Origin of the sequence: Pantoea sp. F_5, assembly GCF_008631595.1 — a bacterium.
In the GTDB taxonomy this organism is placed as follows: Bacteria; Pseudomonadota; Gammaproteobacteria; order Enterobacterales; family Enterobacteriaceae; genus Pantoea; species Pantoea gossypiicola.
Window position 1 is genome coordinate 505651 of the sequence record NZ_VWUO01000001.1, and the last position, 18822, is coordinate 524472.

Annotated in this window: 16 protein-coding genes; 6 read left to right on the top strand and 10 right to left on the bottom strand. The window is 48.4% G+C overall.

What is annotated here, in order from left to right; genetic code table 11:
- Window positions 1-17: 17 nt before the first annotated feature.
- From F3I44_RS02320 to F3I44_RS02345, 6 genes are all read left to right on the top strand, one after another.
- Window positions 18-944 (top strand): glycosyltransferase family 2 protein, encoded by a 927-nt coding sequence (locus F3I44_RS02320; protein ID WP_223813001.1) that lies wholly within the window; start codon window positions 18-20, stop codon window positions 942-944.
- A 17-nt stretch (window positions 945-961) separates the two neighbouring features.
- Window positions 962-2257 carry a rhamnan synthesis F family protein gene (locus tag F3I44_RS02325; RefSeq protein ID WP_150019271.1) on the top strand — a complete coding sequence of 432 codons (1296 nt, stop codon included), beginning with the start codon at window positions 962-964 and terminating at the stop codon, window positions 2255-2257.
- Complete coding sequence (locus F3I44_RS02330) at window positions 2257-3057, top strand: ABC transporter permease (RefSeq protein WP_150019272.1); 801 nt, start codon at window positions 2257-2259, stop codon at window positions 3055-3057. Before F3I44_RS02325 ends, F3I44_RS02330 begins: the two co-directional genes overlap by 1 nt.
- A gap of 4 nt (window positions 3058-3061) precedes the next feature.
- Window positions 3062-3835: an ABC transporter ATP-binding protein gene (locus F3I44_RS02335; RefSeq protein ID WP_150019273.1), complete on the top strand. Its 774-nt coding sequence runs from the start codon at window positions 3062-3064 to the stop codon at window positions 3833-3835.
- Window positions 3836-3965: 130 nt separating this feature from the next.
- Window positions 3966-5375 carry an NADP-dependent phosphogluconate dehydrogenase gene (gene gndA, locus F3I44_RS02340; RefSeq protein WP_150019274.1) on the top strand — a complete coding sequence of 470 codons (1410 nt, stop codon included), beginning with the start codon at window positions 3966-3968 and terminating at the stop codon, window positions 5373-5375.
- Window positions 5376-5575: 200 nt separating this feature from the next.
- Complete coding sequence (locus F3I44_RS02345; RefSeq protein ID WP_150019275.1) at window positions 5576-9778, top strand: rhamnan synthesis F family protein; 4203 nt, start codon at window positions 5576-5578, stop codon at window positions 9776-9778.
- A 56-nt stretch (window positions 9779-9834) separates the two neighbouring features.
- Here the strand turns inward: F3I44_RS02345 and F3I44_RS02350 are convergent, their stop codons facing one another.
- The 10 genes from F3I44_RS02350 to hisD all read right to left on the bottom strand — a co-directional run bounded on the left by F3I44_RS02350 (window position 9835) and on the right by hisD (window position 18820).
- Window positions 9835-11133, bottom strand: a complete 1299-nt coding sequence (locus F3I44_RS02350; protein WP_150019276.1) for a succinylglutamate desuccinylase/aspartoacylase family protein — start codon at window positions 11131-11133, stop codon at window positions 9835-9837.
- A 106-nt stretch (window positions 11134-11239) separates the two neighbouring features.
- Entirely contained in the window at window positions 11240-12031 is a 792-nt protein-coding gene (locus tag F3I44_RS02355) for an ABC transporter substrate-binding protein (RefSeq protein WP_150019277.1), read from the bottom strand.
- A gap of 66 nt (window positions 12032-12097) precedes the next feature.
- Complete coding sequence (locus tag F3I44_RS02360) at window positions 12098-12574, bottom strand: YbaK/prolyl-tRNA synthetase associated domain-containing protein (RefSeq protein ID WP_150019278.1); 477 nt, start codon at window positions 12572-12574, stop codon at window positions 12098-12100.
- Between the two features lie 114 nt (window positions 12575-12688).
- The gene (gene hisIE, locus F3I44_RS02365; protein ID WP_150013671.1) at window positions 12689-13300 is read right to left on the bottom strand and encodes a bifunctional phosphoribosyl-AMP cyclohydrolase/phosphoribosyl-ATP diphosphatase HisIE; all 612 of its coding nucleotides are present in this window, start codon (window positions 13298-13300) and stop codon (window positions 12689-12691) included.
- Entirely contained in the window at window positions 13294-14070 is a 777-nt protein-coding gene (gene hisF, locus F3I44_RS02370) for an imidazole glycerol phosphate synthase subunit HisF (protein ID WP_033783632.1), read from the bottom strand. The genes hisIE and hisF overlap by 7 nt, the downstream gene beginning before the upstream one ends.
- The gene (hisA, locus tag F3I44_RS02375; RefSeq protein ID WP_150013673.1) at window positions 14052-14789 is read right to left on the bottom strand and encodes a 1-(5-phosphoribosyl)-5-[(5-phosphoribosylamino)methylideneamino]imidazole-4-carboxamide isomerase; all 738 of its coding nucleotides are present in this window, start codon (window positions 14787-14789) and stop codon (window positions 14052-14054) included. Before hisA ends, hisF begins: the two co-directional genes overlap by 19 nt.
- Window positions 14789-15379 carry an imidazole glycerol phosphate synthase subunit HisH gene (gene hisH, locus F3I44_RS02380; RefSeq protein ID WP_150013675.1) on the bottom strand — a complete coding sequence of 197 codons (591 nt, stop codon included), beginning with the start codon at window positions 15377-15379 and terminating at the stop codon, window positions 14789-14791. Before hisH ends, hisA begins: the two co-directional genes overlap by 1 nt.
- Window positions 15379-16446, bottom strand: coding sequence for a bifunctional histidinol-phosphatase/imidazoleglycerol-phosphate dehydratase HisB (gene hisB, locus F3I44_RS02385; protein ID WP_150013677.1), 1068 nt, complete (start codon window positions 16444-16446; stop codon window positions 15379-15381). The genes hisH and hisB overlap by 1 nt, the downstream gene beginning before the upstream one ends.
- On the bottom strand, window positions 16443-17519 hold the full coding sequence (gene hisC, locus F3I44_RS02390) for a histidinol-phosphate transaminase (RefSeq protein WP_150019279.1): 1077 nt from the start codon (window positions 17517-17519) through the stop codon (window positions 16443-16445). Before hisC ends, hisB begins: the two co-directional genes overlap by 4 nt.
- Window positions 17516-18820: a histidinol dehydrogenase gene (hisD, locus tag F3I44_RS02395; protein WP_150019280.1), complete on the bottom strand. Its 1305-nt coding sequence runs from the start codon at window positions 18818-18820 to the stop codon at window positions 17516-17518. Before hisD ends, hisC begins: the two co-directional genes overlap by 4 nt.
- Between the last annotated feature and the right edge of the window lie 2 nt (window positions 18821-18822).

The following is an 18822-nucleotide window of genomic DNA, read 5'->3' on the forward strand; positions in this document are numbered from 1 at the left end:
TTATGTAGCTAATGATGATGAGCAATAAAGGTACAGTGAGTATTCTGATGGGTACTTACAATGGTGAAAAATACTTAACAGAGCAACTTCAGTCAATTGCTTCACAAACGTACACGAACTGGAATCTTATTGTTTCTGATGATGGTTCAACAGATAGTACCTGTGAAATTATTGAACAATTTGCGCTAAACCATCCGGATAAAGTCTATCTACATAAAGGCCCGGGGAAAGGGTTTGCAGCAAATTTTTTTAATATGCTGCAACGTAGCGATATAAATTCCGAATTTTATGCATTCTGTGATCAGGATGATATCTGGCTCGATGACAAGCTTGAATCTGCTGTCATGCAGTTAAGCTCAGTGCCGGAAAATAAATACAAATTGTATGGCTCGCGTACCAAATTAATCGACTCATATGGTAAGTTTATCGGTTATTCACCGTGCTTTACGAAAGCATTTAGCTTCAATAATGCGCTTTTACAAAGCTACGCTGGCGGGAATTCTATGGTGTTTAGTCGGGGATTGAAGCAAATCTTTGAAACGTTTCCTGTCGACTTAAAAATTGTCTCCCACGATTGGATTCTTTACATTATCTGTAGTGCTATGAATGGTGCTGTTATTTATGATCGAGAACCTAAAATCCTTTACAGGCAGCATGAAGATAATCTTGTTGGGAGTAACATAGGTTTGCTGTCGAAAGTTAAAAGATTTAACCGACTTTTTTCTGGAGAATTCAAAACCTGGAGCAAAATGAACTGTATGGCTCTGGATTGTATCAAAGAAAGTATGCCAAACGAGAATCAGGTTAATTATGCAAGGTTCAACTCGCTAAAAAAGGGGCTGGTAAAAAGGATTGCTGGTTTTATATTTGGCGGTTTTTACAGGCAAAGCTTCGTTGAGACATGTGCATTTTTTATTATGAACGTCTTTAGAAAGTTGGTTTAACCAATGATGGTGTAAATATGAAACGAATTGTTTTTATGATTATCAGATTTCTTCTGAAGATAGTGATTTATTGTTACTATGGTGTTCTGTCAATACGCGATGATATCAAGACAAAGAAATATACTGATGTGAGAATTAAAAGGGATTTTGTAGGGGGTAAGATAATGCTTATTGCTCTCTATGAAAAATCATCGTTAAGAAAGGATACTCTTGAACTTTTACAAGAAGCTAAACGAAACAATATTTTTGTTGTTGCGGTTAATACTTTAAAGCTTGATGAAGTTAATTACCCAAATGATTTAACTGATGTTTATATAGAACGTGATAATTATGGTAGAGATTTTGGTAGCTACAAAGCTGGGATGCAGTATTTCTTTGAAAACAATTTTCAAGAGAAATGTGAACGCCTTCTTATCATTAATGATAGCGTGTTTTTCTCAAAAATAGGTTTGGCTGATTTTGTCAGGAATTTGTTTGAAAGTCAGGTTGAAGTATTAGGGGCAACAGAGAATAGCCAGCACTCTCATCATTTAGGTTCATTTTGTATTTCTGTCGCAGGAAAAATAACCAGAAATGATAAGTTTAAAAAATTCTGGTATGACTATAAAGCTTCGAATGTAAGACCCTTGGTGATCAAGCGAGGTGAGTTCGGTTTGAGTAAACTGCTTAAATCTCTGGTCAGTTCTGAGCAGGAATTCAAATCGCTCTTCAATGTCTCCTTCATGGAGCGTCAATTAAGAGAAAATCACGATTTTTATAAAAATTATTACTATTACCGACGTGAGGGGGTCAGAAGTTGGGCAAACCGTTCTATAACAGGAATACTTGCCAATGATGAAATATTATCTTCATATTATAATCAATATTTGATTCAGTATGACCTTCTTCCGGAGCCAGTGTTTCACCAGCAAAATAACTTAGTTGCTAAATCTTCGCCAAAGGATGCGACGACGCTAACGGCTAAAAATGTTGATTATCTGGAAGCTGTAAATTTCTTCAAAACTTATAGTGATAACGAAATCCTTCTTGATAAAGAGTTCAAACAACGTGTCATAGCACTCTATCTTGATGAATTTACCATGGGTTCTCAAATTCACGTCAATTGCCTGGCTTTACACCATATTGGCTTGCCAATTATAAAATTGGATTTAATGTTCCGTTGTGTGTGCAGCATGAATGACATTATCAAGCTTAGAGATCAACTAGATGAGTCACAGCAAGAAGAATTTATGACTTTAATCTTAGCTCGCCTGTGTGGTGATAAGTTCCTCGTCGGTTTAAACCGTCTGGCATACCAATTTGGAATTTTGTAATGTCGAATAAGCAAAAATCGGTCGGGTGGGATGATTTCACCTCTGCCTTGAAAAGTTTCCATGTTGTGAAAGTAATGGGCGGTCAGGATATCCGCATGCGTTATAAACGCTCCAAAATGGGGCCATTCTGGATTACTATCAGTATGGCGGTGATGATTACCACTATGGGATTAGTATTCGGTAATCTATTTAAAACAAACGTTAAAGAATTTCTACCTTATTTGACGTTAGGCCTGATAACCTGGACATTTATTCTTAGCTCTATCTCTGAAGGATGTGATGCTTTAATCTCATCTGAGGGTATAATTAAGCAGTTACCAGTACCTTTACATGTACATGTGATGCGCGTGATTTGGAAAAATTTCCTGATATTTCTGCACAATATTGTCATCTTCCCGTTTGTATTACTTGCTGTGAATAAAAGCCTGAGCTGGACGTCGCTGTTAGCGATCCCTGGCTTTATTTTGCTTGTAATAAATTTAATGTGGATACTTATGGTTCTTTCAATGATTTGTGCTCGTTTTCGTGACATGACACAAATTGTAATGAGTATCATGCAAGTCATCTTCTATCTGACGCCTGTAATCTGGATGCCTAAGTTACTATCTCATAATTCTGCTGCTGTGTTGCTAAACTTCAATCCGCTTTATCATCTCATCGATTTAGTGCGTAGCCCTCTGTTAGGTGAGGTGCCCATGACAAGCAGTTATATTATCGCAGCTGTAATGGCAATTGTTGGTTTAGCTTTTTCTATTTCAATGACCAGTAAATTTAAATATCGTGTTCCTTATTGGGTGTAATTCAATGGCAACTATTAAATTTGAAAATGTCGGCATTGATTTCCCTATTTTCGATGCGCGCGCAAGATCTATAAAAAAGAACTTCATAAATTTCGCTACAGGTGGAAAGGTCGGTCAGCACGACGGAAAAGTAGTTGTTTCTGCCTTAAATAATCTTAATTTTGAAATTAAGGATGGAGAAAGAGTCGGCTTAATTGGGCATAACGGTGCTGGTAAAACCACGTTGCTGCGCATGTTTAGTAAGGTGTATCACCCTACAAGCGGAAGGGCTACCATTATTGGAGATATCGGTTCATTAATCTCAATTTCTCTCGGTATAAATCAGGAGTTTACAGGAAGAGAAAATATCTACATTCGTGGTGCACTGCTGGGCCTCCGGAAGAAAGAAATTGATGCGCGCATTGAGGAAATAATTGATTTTACTGATCTTGGCGATTTTATTGATATGCCAGTCAGAACATATTCATCTGGTATGCAAATGCGCCTTGGGTTTAGTGTCAGCACAATTTTCACACCAGAAATCTTGCTAATGGATGAGTGGCTATCTGTTGGTGATGAAGGTTTTAAAGAGAAAGCTGAAACACGCTTAACTAACATTATCAATTCGACCAAGATTTTAATTCTTGCCAGTCACAGTAATGAGTTGTTAAGAAAAACCTGTACCAGAATTCTGTGGCTTGAGCATGGCACTGTTAAAATGGATGGCTCGCCTGAAGAAGTACTACCACTGTATTTTAAATCGAATATTCAAAGAGGTGATTTATTAGCCAATGCCTAAAGCTGCACAGTTTTTGAGTGTTTGATAAGCGCACCATTCACTACCTCAAATGCAGAGAGATGGGTTAACATATTTGCGACTTTAATCACAAATCTAAGTTTGTGATGGTAACTTCAGACAGGAGTAAAAAATGTCCAAGCAACAGATCGGCGTTGTAGGTATGGCAGTGATGGGCCGCAACCTGGCTCTTAACATTGAGAGCCGCGGTTTCACTGTTTCAATCTTCAACCGTTCACGCGAAAAGACTGATGAAGTCATCGCTGAGAACCCGGGCAAGAAACTTGCTCCTTTTTATACCGTTGAAGAGTTTGTCGAATCGCTGGAAAAACCTCGTCGCATCCTGCTGATGGTTCAGGCGGGTGAAGCGACCGATAAGACTATCGCCTCTCTGACACCACACCTGGATAAAGGCGACATCCTGATCGATGGCGGTAACACCTTCTACAAAGACACCATCCGTCGTAACAAAGAACTTTCTGACCAGGGCTTCAACTTCATCGGTACCGGCGTTTCCGGCGGTGAAGAGGGCGCACTGAAAGGTCCATCTATCATGCCTGGCGGCCAGAAAGAAGCGTACGAGCTGGTTGCCCCGATTCTGGACAAAATTGCTGCACGTGCGGAAGATGGCGAAGCCTGTGTGGCTTACATCGGTCCGGACGGTGCGGGTCACTATGTGAAGATGGTGCATAATGGCATCGAGTACGGCGACATGCAGCTGATCGCAGAAGCTTACGCGCTGCTGAAAGGCGCACTGGGCCTGAACAACGAAGAGCTGGCTGAAACCTTCACCGACTGGAACAACGGCGAGCTGAGCAGCTACCTGATCGACATCACCAAAGATATCTTCACCAAGAAAGATGAAGAAGGTAAATACCTGGTTGATTTGATTCTGGATGAAGCAGCGAACAAAGGCACCGGTAAATGGACCAGCCAGAGTTCACTGGATCTCGGCGAACCGCTGTCACTGATTACCGAGTCTGTTTTCGCACGTTACCTCTCCTCGCTAAAAACCCAGCGTGTCGCAGCCTCTAAAGTTCTGAGCGGCCCCCAGGCCCAAGCCTTTACGGGCGACAAAGCGGAGTTTATCGAGAAAGTTCGTCGCGCTCTGTATCTGGGTAAAATCGTCTCTTATGCGCAGGGCTTCTCACAGCTGCGTGCTGCGTCAGAAGAGAACAACTGGGATCTGCACTACGGCGAAATCGCTAAGATTTTCCGCGCTGGCTGCATCATCCGTGCTCAGTTCCTGCAGAAAATCACTGATGCTTATGCAGAAGATGCAGGCATCGCTAACCTGTTGCTGGCACCGTACTTCAAAGATATCGCCGATCAGTATCAGCAGGCGCTGCGTGATGTGGTTTCTTACGCGATTCAGAATGGTATCCCGACGCCGACCTTCTCGGCAGCGATTGCTTACTACGACAGTTACCGTTCAGAAGTACTGCCTGCTAACCTGATTCAGGCGCAGCGTGACTACTTCGGCGCGCATACTTACAAGCGCATCGATAAAGAAGGTGTGTTCCATACTGAATGGCTTGATTAATATACTTACATTTTAAGGCTTCTTTATGAAGCCTTATTTTATGTTACTTTATAGTTTTAAATAGTTTTCGTGAATTACGAATATCATTTTCACTACATTCCTATTCTTAATCTGGTGAATCACAATTTATTTATGCGAAAACTAAACTAGGCTTTTAATCTCTTAATTTTATAGGCTGGCTTTGGGATTTAAGGAAGAAAATGCACTCATCAAATCAAAACATTGAATCATCAATTGATCTATTCAGTGATTTACAGATACTAACTGAAGATACAAATAAGTATCCTAATTATTCACTGAATACTATTTCATTCATGAGCCCGGTCGAACTCACCCTTTCTGCCTGGCTGGAGCATATTCCATTTGCATTCTGGCTCATCAACGCTCATAGACCAAAAGTATTAGTTGAGCTCGGTACACACTATGGCTCATCGTACTTTGCATTTTGTCAGGCGATAGACCAATTAAATTTATCCACGAAAAGTTATGCGGTGGATATGTGGAAAGGTGATGAGCATGCAGGATTTTATGGAGAGAATGTTTATAGTTCAGTCGAGTCGCACAACAAACACTTATATTCCCGTTTTTCGACGCTCATGCGTACATCTTTTGATGAGGCTTCAGAGCATTTTTCTGATGGTGAAATTGATCTGCTCCATATTGATGGATATCATACTTATGAAGCAGTAAAAAATGATTTTGAGGTCTGGCTTCCTAAATTATCTAATCGTGGCGTTGTGGTGCTTCACGATAGTAATTTGCGCAAAGACAATTTTGGTGTTTACAAATTTGTATCTGAATTAAGAAAAAAATATCCTTGTTTTGAATTTTTACACGGCCATGGTTTAACAATTGTAGGGGTAGGGGAAGATCAAACTGCTACGATGATTCAACTTTTTTCGGCTGATAATAATGCTAATAAAGTCAGGCATATTCAAACAATCTTCTCAAGATTGGGCAAAGCTTGTGCTGAAGAATATGAAGTAAAAAAAATCAAGATCGAATTTGACCGTCAAAACTCACAAATTAAAGCTGCATCTGATAAAATTGAAGATGCGCTGGATAAGATAAATCATTTAAATAAAACAAATAGTGATTTAGAATCAAAATTATCAGATATTCGTCAAAATCTGGACATCCGTCTGAATGAAAATGATTGTTTAAGATCAGATTTACTTCAATTAAAAGAAAGTAACGTTAAGATACAAGAAAGAATCATTGAACTGCAGGAAATAAACGCTGTTACGGATAGCAAACTCGCACTCAGAGAAGAAGAAATAGAAGCAATTTTGCGTTCTACATCATGGCGCGTGACTAAACCGCTAAGATTTTCCCGACGTGCCATGAATTATTTTATCAGGAAAGTACGGTTTTATATTTCACAACGTCAGCATAAAATAATTGATAATCCACAAGTGGCCAGCAAGGAATTTGTCGATTTCGACAGAAAATGGTATCTCTCTAATTATTCTGACATCCGCGATTCCGGTGTTGATCCCTACACACATTATTTGGAATATGGTCGAAGTGAAGGACGTTATCCTTCCGAGCAAGCCTTGAGAAACGCGTTAGCGCCTGATTTAGATGAAGAATGGTATCTCAGTACTTATTCTGATGTTAAAAGAGCAGGTCTTTGCGCATTACAGCATTATGTTCAGTACGGTCGCACTGAAGGTCGATTCTCATCTTTGGCTCGGCTTTTTGCGCAAGACTTCGACGAGAAATGGTATGTTGAACAGTATCCTGACGTAGCAACTGCTGGCATTGATCCATTAGAACATTTCCTTTTATATGGTTGTGCTGAGGGCCGCAAACCTAGTGCCAGACCACGCATGCTTGAGGCACCCTATTTTCGCTATGGGCCTTCCGAATATGGAGCAAAAGACGCGCCGCTATTGATGGACGCTGATGTTCGTCTTAATGAAAAATTCACTAAAAAGATAGCAGTACATTTACATCTTTATTATATTGATCTCGCCGAAGAGTTTGTTGAATATCTTAATAATATTCCTGTTGAATTTGATCTCTTTATTTCAGTTCCTGAAGGTAAATACAATGTTGTTGACTGCGAAAGTATTTTCACTTCATCTTTACAACTGCTGAATAAGATAACTGTCAAAGAAACCAAAAATGTTGGCAGAGACATTTATCCATTTATTGTTGTTTTCGGACGCGAACTCCTTAATTACGATCTTATTCTTCACCTGCATTCAAAAAAATCCCCGCAGTCTAAAACAAGAGGATGGCGTAGATTCCTCCTTCACTATACTCTTGGAAATAGAGCTATAGTGACACAAATTCTAAACGCTTTTGATGATGATCAGCGCCTGGGTGCTTTTTTCCCCGCCTATTTCCATGCGGTGACAAGACAACCACAGTGGGGAGGCAATGGCGCGATAGTTGAAAAACAACTACAAAATCTTGGGTATGAATATAATATGACTTATTGCCCGGATTATCCGGCGGGCTCATTCTTTTGGGCCAGATCAGAAGCTTATAGGTCGATATTAGATGGGAAATATGAAATTAGTGACTTTGACGAGGAACAAGGTCAGTTTGATGGCACCCTGGCACATGGTTTTGAGCGACTGTTTGGCGTGTTACCTCTTCTGCAAAATTATACGACAAGAATAAGTTTTGTTGATCGAGACTATCGACTTTTAAACTACTTTGATAAAGAAAGACTTGCGACTTTTGAAAACAATACTTTACCTCATTTCGAACAAGATCGCAGTGATGATATCTCTCTCTATCAAAAAGAAAAAAGTGAAAGAGTACAAGGTAAAGCCAAAATCGCTTTTGTTACTGCAATTATCGGCAACTTTGATTCACTGTTTTTACCAAAATATTTTGAGAATGAAGTCGACTACTACTGTTTCTCTGACACGCTATCAGATGGATATGGTATTTTCCAGATTTATAAGCCCCCTTATATCGACGCTGATCCTCGTCGTACTGCACGCTACATAAAAACCAATTTGCTGAAATACATTGAAGGCTATGATTATGTTGTATGGGTTGATGCAAATATTGAAGTTAATGTAAAGATTACTGAACTTGTTCAGAGAGTATCAAATTCTTCACATACATTAGGAGCCATTCAACATCCAGTCAGGAATAATCTATTTGAAGAAGCTGCGGAGATTATTTCCTGGAAGCTTGACGATGTAGATGTAGTAAAAGAGCAAATAGCTCGATATGAGTACATTCACAATCTTCGCTTTGTACCGCTTATAGAGAGCAATGTTTTAGTCATGGATGCCCGTGACGAGAAAATCCATGATTTCATGCGTATCTGGTGGAATGAGATCAACAATTTCAGTCGACGTGATCAACTCAGTATCGGTTATGCTTTGAAAGAAGCAAAGGTCACATGGCAACCTCTGCTGGATGAACAGCAGTCAACGCGTGATTCGCATGAGTTTGCATTATTTCTTCATGGTATTAATGAATGGGGTCCTAAACCACACATCTATTCATCATGGTATCAATCTTCTCCAAATAAGACGCATGATATAAATGTTATAAATCCAACCCGTGCAAATGGCGAACAACTCAATCTGGATATCGTAGTCTGTATTCATAATGCTATAGAAGATGTTCGTTCTTGTCTTAACTCACTTGCTGAGTTTTTATCAACGACGCACATTATTTTGGTGGACGACGCTTCTGATAACGAAACCCGACTATTTTTGGAAGAGTATGCGGCGCAATATCCTGTTACTTTATTGCGACAGAATGAGCGTCTTGGCTATACTAAAACATCAAATAACGGTATTCGGGCAGGTAATAATCAAAACGTTCTGCTACTTAATAGTGACACTATTGTTCCTCCAGGCTCATTAGATAAACTTTGTTCCGCCCTAAACAATCAGCCTAACCTAGGTGTAGTAGGACCATTATCAAATGCAGCAAGTACTCAATCAGTCCCCTCAATAACCGGGTCTGAAGGGCAGACTGCAATCAATGCTTTACCTGAAGAATTGTCTCCTGCTGACATTGACCTTTACTTTGAAAAAAGCTGGGATCAGGAACTGGTCAGAGTTCCATTAGTACATGGATTCTGTTTTATGGTTAAGCGTACTGTATTCGAGCAGGTAGGTTTATTTGATGAACAGAATTTCCCGCATGGTTATGGGGAAGAAAATGACTTCTGTTTCCGCGTTTCGGATGCTGGCTTCGACTTAGCCGTTTTAACAAGTACATATATTTATCATGCTAAGTCGAAAAGCTATGCCAGCGATGAACGTGTTCGTTTAATGGATGAAGGTATGAAAGCTCTTGTTCGTAAATATTCTGTTCATCGGATTCAGCGATCTGTTTCAACGATGCAAAATCATCCGAAATTAAAAGCTGTCCGGAGGCTTGCACAAAAACTCTATGATCGTTACGGTAATAAATAATTATTGAGGTTCAACTACGAAAAAGCGCCTGAGTTAAAAATTCAGGCGCTTTAAAATTAAACCACCAGCAAATCCCCGCTCCGAATCTCCCGCTCTCCCGCCAGCCGTACAACGAGCATGCCTGCCGTCGCAAACCTTACCCAGTGCCTTGCATAGAGAATACCGCCATACTCTGCGACCAGCGGCGTAATGTGGTCGGTCAGCGGATCAACAATCTCAGCCACCACTTCTCCTGGACGAATCAGAGCGCCCAGCGGTTTGCGATGCAAAATCAACCCTGACACCGGCGAATGAATATATTCACAGCCCGCTAACGGTGTCGGCGGGTTTTTCAGGGCAGGGGAGGTCGCCGCCGATCCCTCGCTGTGACGTTCTTTAATCACACCTGCTTCCCCCGGTGCTTCAGCCACGTCAGGCACGGTTAAGCCAATCGGCCCGTCATTGATCGCCACAACATCATCACCGCCCGCGTTGGCAGGAACCAGTTCATCACCCCCGATAACGGGCGCGGCCACTTCTACTGAAATCGACGGCTCGCTATAGCCGATATAGCCGCCTTCCTGCAGCGCCGAAATAATCGCATCTGCATCTTTCTCCGCCTGTTCTGGCGAAACATCACGTACGCCACGCAACTCAAGCGTCACCGGCAGCAATCCACGCGGCATCGGGTAATTCTTGCCAAATCGCTCTGCCAGCGTCAGCCAGGGTTCGCAACAGGCTTCATCAAACGGCTCTCCACCGGAGATCTGCGCCAGCAGCTGTACTTCACTGCCTAACCAGCGCGCCAGCGGCTCGATGTCTGGCCAGGCATGGGGTGTGGTATAGAGATGTGGCACGGCTTCCCAGTCACAGTGCAGGTCAATCATCAGATCGGCCTGACTGGCCATGCGCATCAGCGTATAGCGCTGCGCATCCAGCTCGGTTTTTGGCACGGTATCGCGATAATGACGATCAATCGCATCGCGGATAAGATTCCTGTTCTGTGATTCACTCTGGGTCAGACTCTCAGCCAGCCCGGCGGCCAGTGTTGTGCCCAGTGATGGGAAGCGGCGATTAAAGTCCTGACCGGAAAGTGTATGGAAGCGGCCCAGATGAGTACCGTGCCAGTGCTGTCCCAGCGCCAGAGGATTGGCTACCGGCACCAGGGTAAATGCAGCTTTAAGCTGTCCGGCGGACTCCAGCGCCTGCAGCCGCTGCTTTAAAAACCAGGCTACCGCCATGCCGGGCAGTTCGTCGCCATGCAGCGCAGCCTGGATATAAACCTGACGTTCATTGTCCTCAGCAAAATGGAAACTGATGATTTCACGCTGGGTGCCTAAAGAGGCGCTTAACAGTGGATGATGTTGTTGATGCATACCGTGTTAATGTCCTTTAATCGGCAAGGGACGACAGCACGCCGTCCCGAAAAAGTTACAGTATAGTGCCGGATCGCGGTGAGGACGAAAAAGGGCGACCGCGAGGTTACTGCTGGATAGAGATATCCGTGGCGAAGTAGCGCTTCTGAATCTGATCGAAGGTGCCATTCTTTTTGATTTCGGCAAAGGCGTTATCCAGTGCCGCTTTCAATTCGGTATCGCCTTTGCGCAGGCCAATTGCTGTGCCGGGACCGATAATTGGATCCTGAATAATCGGGCCAGCCAGTTCAAAGTCTTTGCCCTGCGGCTGCTTCAGGAAGCCAATCGCCGCCTGAGCCGCGTCGGTAAAGACGGCATCCAGCCGGCCGGAAACCAGATCGCTTTCTACCTGAGCCTGATCGCCATAGGGCACCACGGACACCCCATGAGGCTGCCATTTCGCCAGCGCATAACGCTCCTGTACCGTTCCCTGTTCCACGCCGACCGTTTTCCCTTTCAGAGACTCAGCGGTGGGCAGGATGCCCGCGCCTTTACGCGCAATCAGTTGCGTATGGGTGTCATAAAGCGGCACGGTAAAGTCGATCTGCTTCAGGCGCTCTTCAGTAATGCCCATGTCAGACAGAATGGCATCAAACTTACGCGCTTTCAGCGCCGGGATCATGCCGTCAAACTGGCTTTCAACCCAGACGCATTTCGCCTGCATCTGCGTGCAGAGCGCATTGCCCAGATCAATATCAAAGCCAACCAGCTTGCCTTGTGGCGTTTTCGATTCAAACGGCGGATAGGTGGGATCAACCGCGAAACGCACCTGTTCGACTTTTGCCTGTGCTGCAAACGCGCAACCCGCCATAACCGCCATAGCCAGTGTCTGGCGAAGGCGTTGAGTGAAAATATTCATGATTTTGCTCTTATTTTGTCGTGATGAGTGATTATGCAGAGTATCGCCGGGCTGCCGGGATGGCAATTACTGCGTTATCTCCATCACGTTAGCCTTGCACAGCGCCCGGTAATCTTCGGTATTCAGGATCACTGAGCGCTCCAGCAGCCCGGCGTTAAATGCGATCTCCGGATAACGTTCAAACAGCGCGGGATCCACGACCAGCCTGAGGTTGGGATGAAAGCTGAATGGCGGGATCGCCCCGAATACGCAGCCGGTCAGCTGATCGGTCTCTGCCGGGCTGGCGAGTGAGGCGCGTCGTCCACCGACCGCCGCGGCGACTTTGCCCAGATCGGCCTGCCGGTCGGCCGGTAAAACCGCCAGCACATGCTGTTTTATGCCGTTGCCTTTTACATGGCAGACCAGCGCTTTCGCGCCCTGACCGATTTCGGTGCCGCGTATTGCCGCGACCGCCTCGCATTTACCGGTCGCCTCATGTTCCATAAGGCGATAGCGCGCCTGATGCTGGTCGAGCAGGGCGATTAATCTTTCATGGGTGGTCACGGTTCTCTCCCGGAGGTTTGCGTCGCCGTTATTGTGCGGGATCGGGATGAGGATTGAGAAGGATTCTGCTCAGAATCCGCATAAAAACGAAATTCTGAGCAGGTTATTGCACAATTACTTGTGGCGGGCGCGCAGGTTATTAATCACGGCGCTAAAGTCGAGATCCTGATCCTGTAACAACACCATCAGGTGATAGACCAGGTCAGAGGCCTCATTGGTGAGTTCATCCCGATCGTTGACGGTTGCTGCCAGCGCGGTCTCAACGCCTTCTTCGCCCACTTTCTGCGCGATGCGCTTGGTACCGCTGGCGTAAAGCCGTGCGGTGTAAGAGCTTTCAGGATCAGCCGTTTTGCGCGACGCCAGCAGCTCTTCCAGCTGATATAGGAAGGTCCATTCAGGCACAGCCGGCGAGAAGCAGCTGGTGGTGCCCAGATGGCAGGTCGGGCCAATCGGGTTCGCCAGGATCAGCAATGTATCGTTGTCGCAGTCAGGCGTAATGCTCACCACCTGCAGAACGTTGCCGGACGTTTCGCCTTTGGTCCACAAGCGGTTTTTAGTGCGTGAGAAAAAGGTGACATTACCTTCTGCCAGCGTTTTTTCCAGTGCCGCCGGGTTCATGTAGCCATGCATCAGCACTTCACCTGAAACGTTGTGCTGAACAATCACCGGCATCATACCCTGTGTTTTGTCCCAGTCGAGAAGGGCCTGTTGTTGTTGAGTTAGCACGCGCGAATCTCCACTCCGTTGTCGATCAGAAAGCTCTTCAGCTCACCAATATTAATAATCTGCTTATGGAATACTGAGGCGGCTAACGCGCCATCGACATTCGCCTCGGTAAACGCCTCCAGGAAATGCTGCATGGTGCCTGCGCCGCCAGAGGCGATCAGGGGCACGTTGCAGACTTCACGCATTTTCTTCAGCTGCACCAGGTCATAGCCGTTACGCACGCCATCCTGATTCATCATGTTCAGCACGATCTCGCCTGCGCCCAGCTTCTGCACTTCCTGCACCCACTCCAGCGTTTCCCACTGCGTCACGCGGGTACGCGCTTCGTCACCGGTATACTGATTCACCTGATACTTGCCGCTGGCCTCGTCAAACCAGGTATCGATGCCGACCACGATACACTGCACGCCAAACCGGTCCGCGAGGCGGGTGATGAGCGTGGGATCGGCCAGCGCCGGGGAGTTAATCGAGATCTTGTCCGCACCAAACTCCAGAATACGCGCTGCGTCTTCAGGGGTTTTGATGCCGCCCGCGACGCAGAACGGGATATCGATCACTTCCGCAACGCGTGATACCCAGCTTTTGTCGACAACCCGGCCATCGGATGAGGCGGTGATGTCATAGAACACCAGTTCGTCGGCTCCTTCAGCGGCGTAGCGCTGTGCCAGCGGCACGATGTCGCCGATGATCTCGTGATTACGAAACTGTACGCCTTTGACTACCTGACCGTCACGTACGTCCAGGCAGGGAATTATCCGTTTTGCCAGCATGAGATCGCCTCCGAAACTGTGAATTTATCTTCCAGCAGCGCACGTCCGACAATCACGCCCTGAACGCCGCTGCCGCGCAGGGCGGCGATATCATCGAGGTCGCCAATACCCCCCGAGGACTGGAAAGCGATCGTCGGGAAGCGCGCCGTGACTTCCTGATAGAGCGCAACATTGGAACCGCTCAGGGTGCCGTCGCGGGAAATATCGGTGCACAGCACATGCTTCAGTCCCACCTGCTGAAAATCGGTAATCACCTCTTCCAGGGTGACCCCCGCCGCTTCCTGCCAGCCACTGATCGCCACTTCTTTGCGGTTACTGGCGTCAATGCGCACATCTAATGCCAGCACAATCGCCTCTGCGCCAAACTCCGCGAACCACCGTTTCACCTCTTCCGGCTCTTTCACAGCAGTGGAACCGACCACCACACGACTTGCACCCGCTTCAAGCAGCGCGTGCACATCGTCACGGCTGCGAATACCGCCACCCACCTGGACCGTCACATCAACACCGTCCAGCAGGGTTTTCAGCAGCGCAATCTGGCGTTTCGCCGGATCTTTCGCGCCGGTTAAATCCACCAGATGCAGCACGGTCGCGCCCTGGCTGACGTAATCCTGCAGACGTGGCAGCGGATCGCTACCGTAATCACGCTGCTGGCCATAATCGCCCTGATGCAGACGAACCACTTTGCCGTCAATTAAATCTAACGCGGGGATAATCATTACATCTCCAGGAAGTTTTTCAGCAACTGCGCGCCTGCTTTGCCCGAGCGTTCCGGATGGAACTGGACGCCGAAGAAGTTATCTTTCTGCACCGCGGCGGTGAAGGCTTCACCATAGTGACACTGAGCGATGGTGCTGGCGTTGACCGGCATGGCGTAGCTGTGGACGAAGTAGAAATAGCTGCCTTCATCAATGCCGCGGAACAGATGATTGCCCGCCTGCGCGGTAATCTGGTTCCAGCCCATGTGCGGCAGCGGCAGGCCGTGGGTATCCATCAGTGACACTGGCTCATCGATAATGCCCAGCGTCGGCACGCCGCCGTTTTCGTCGCTTCCGCGTCCCAGCAGCTGCATACCCAGACAGATCCCCAGCACCGGCTGGGTACAGGCTTTCACCAGTTCGATCAGGTCACGCTCTTCCAGCTGATTCATTGCTGCCTGCGCGGTACCTACGCCTGGCAGAAACAGTTTGTCGGCACGCAGTACCACATCGGAATCGCGGCTCACCTCCGGGGTATAGCCCAGACGTTCAATGGCCCATTTCACCGACGAGAGGTTGGCGCAACCGGTATCCATGATCACCACGTTCATCACAGCACTCCCTTCGAGCTTGGCAGGGTATTACCCTCAACGCGGATCGCCTGGCGCAGCGTACGGCCAAAGGCTTTAAACAGGCTTTCGACACGGTGATGGTCGTTCTTGCCTTTGGTTTTAAGGTGCAGGGTGCTCATCATGGCGTAAGAGAGCGAACTGAAGAAGTGCTCGACCATCTCGGTGCTGAGGTCGCCCACGCGCTGATAATTGAATTCGGCTTTGAACTCGATGTGCGGACGGCCGGAGATATCCAGTGCGCAGCGCGCCAGGCATTCATCCATTGGCAACACAAAACCAAAACGGCCAATGCCGCGTTTGTCGCCCAGCGCTTTCAGTAATGCTTCGCCCAGTGCCAGACCGGTATCTTCCACCGTGTGGTGATCGTCAATATAGAGATCGCCTTTCACTTCGATGTTCATGCGAAAGCCGCCGTGCACCGCAATCTGGTCCAGCATATGGTCGAAGAAACCCACGCCGGTATTTATCTTGCTGCCGCCTTCGCGGTCCAGCCAGAGTTCGACCCGAACCTGTGTCTCTTTGGTGTTGCGCTGCACCAGTGCATGGCGGTCACGCTGAGTCAGACGCTGCTGGATGGTCTGCCAGTTCTCGCCGTCAGCACCGTAGCGGATAGGCTGAATGCCCATGTTCTCCGCCAGCTGCACGTCGGTCAGACGATCGCCAATCACATAACTGTTGGCGGTATCCAGCGCGCCTTCTGCCAGCCAGGCTTCTACCATTTTCGTTTTCGGCTTGCGGCAGTCGCAGTGATCGTCCGGCATGTGCGGGCAGATCAGCACATCGTCAAACGCGATGCCTTGCGAGGTCAGGACCTGCATCATCAGATTGTGCGGCCCATCAAAATCCGCCTGCGGGAAACTGGTGGTGCCAAGACCATCCTGGTTGGTGATCATCACCAGGCGATAACCGGCGGCCTGCAGCGCCAGCAGCGCCGGGATAACATCTGGCTCAAACGCCAGCTTATCCAGTCTATCCACCTGATAATCCTCAGGCGGCTCAGAGATTAATGTACCGTCGCGGTCGATAAAAAGGGTCTTCTGACTCATGCTTGCTCCAGAGAAAAGGCTTGCAGCGCGGCGATCACTCGTTCGCACTCTTCACGCGTGCCGATGGAGATGCGCAGGCATCCCGACAGGCCCGGATTTTTGTTCTGATCACGCAGGATAATGCCCTGATCCCATAAGGTTTTGAAGACTTTTGGTGAATCGGTAAAGCGCGCCAGCACATAGTTGGTTTCGCTGGGGAACACCTGCTCAACGCAGGCCAGCTGCGCCAGTTCAGCCAGCAGCCAGCTGCGATTGTCGTTCAGCTGGGCCACATGTTCACGCATCAGCGCAATGCCTTGCTCGCTCAGCGCCTGACCCGCCACGTCCGCTACCGGCGTCGCCAGCGGGTAGGGCGCAATCACCTTCATCAGCAGGTCGATCACCGGCTTATTCGCCAGTGCAAAGCCACAACGCAGGCCCGCCAGCGCAAAGGCTTTTGAAAGGGTACGCAGAATGACCAGATGCGGATAATCTTTCAGCCAGCCGGTCAGCGTCGCCTGCGGGCAGAACTCAATATAGGCCTCATCGGCCACCACCAGCGCTTTACCGGCGGTCATCGTCAGCAACTGGCGGATGTCGTCCTGATTAATCAGGTTGCCGGTCGGGTTGTTCGGGCTGCAAAGGTAAACGACTTTGACGCCATCAAGCTGTTCCGCGATAGCGGGCAGGTTCAGCTGCCAGTCGCTAAGCGCCGGGACGGTGCGATATTCAATGCCGATGGTTTCGGCGCTGACGCTGTACATGCCATAGGTCGGCGGACAGAACAGAATGGCATCCTGGCCCGGCTCACAAAAAGCACGCATGATCAGTTCGATGGCTTCATCCGCGCCACGGCTGACCAGTACCTGCTCCGGCGTTAAACCCGCGTAAGCGGCATAGCGCTCAATCACCACTTTAGGCTGACATTCGGGATAGCGGTTCAGCGTCTGCTGCGACAGCTCAAACGGCACCGGTAGCGGGAATTCGTTGGCATTCAGCCAGACATCCCCGTTGCCACCCAGACGACGCGCCGACATATAGGGCGTCAGGGCGCGTACATTGGCGCGCGCCAGCTGCTCAATATCCTGACTCATGCTTGCTCCTTCAGTGCGGCAACGCGCAGGGTGACGGCATTTTTGTGGGCATCCAGCTGCTCTGCGGCGGCCAGGGTTTCAATCGTGGCGGCCAGATTCAGGAAGCCCTGCGGCGTCAGCTCCTGCACCGTCATGCGTTTCTGGAAGTCGGCCAGGCCCAGGCTGGAACAGGTCGAAGTATAACCGTAGGTCGGTAACACATGATTGGTGCCCGAGGCGTAATCGCCCGCAGACTCCGGCGACCAGTCGCCTAAGAAGACTGAACCGGCGCTGGTGATAGACTCCACCAGATCGCGCGGCTGACGGGTCTGCAGAATCAGGTGCTCCGGGCCGTAGAGATTGGAAATCTCAACGCATTGCTCAAGGTCGCGCGCCACGATCAGGCGGCTGCTCTCCAGCGCCTGACGCGCCGTGGCCGCACGCGGCAACTGCGCCAGCTGCTGTTCAACCGCGTCGGCAACCGCCTCTGCCAGCGTCAGTGAAGGCGTCAGCAGAATCACCTGAGAATCAGGACCGTGCTCGGCCTGTGAAAGCAGGTCGGAGGCGACAAACGCGGGCGTGGCACCTTCGTCTGCAATCACCAGCACTTCAGACGGACCGGCAGGCATATCAATCGCCGCGCCATCGAGTCGCTGACTCACCTGACGTTTCGCTTCGGTCACCCAGGCGTTGCCCGGACCAAATATCTTATCCACCCGCGGCACAGTTTCCGTGCCAAAGGCCAGTGCGGCAATGGCCTGCGCGCCGCCCACCTGGAACACTTCCTCTACGCCACACAGCTGCGCAGCATAAAGGATCTCATCGGCAATCGGCGGGGGTGAACAGAGCACCACCCGACCACAGCCGGCGATACGGGCAGGCGTCGCCAGCATCAGCACGGTAGAGAAGAGCGGGGCGGAACCACCAGGAATGTAGAGTCCGACCGACTTCACCGGACGGGTGATCTGCTGGCAGCGCACGCCGGGCTGCGTTTCGACATCCACCGGCGGCAGAATCTGCGCGTTGTGGAAGGTTTCGATATTGCCCACCGCGACGGCCATCGCCTGCTTCAGCTCGTCACTCAGACGTAAGCTGGCGTCTGCGATTTGCTGCGGCGTCACGCGCAGGTTTTCAATCTGCGCCTTGTCGAAGCGGGCGCTGAACTCGCGCAGCGCGTCATCGCCGTTCAGCTTTACCTGCTCCAGCACGTTACGCACCGTCAGCGTGACGTTTTCAGAAGCGGCGATGGCAGGACGCAACAGCAGCGCCTGCTGCTGTTCGGGGGTGCACTGCTGCCACTCAATCGGGGTAGAAAAGGCCATGG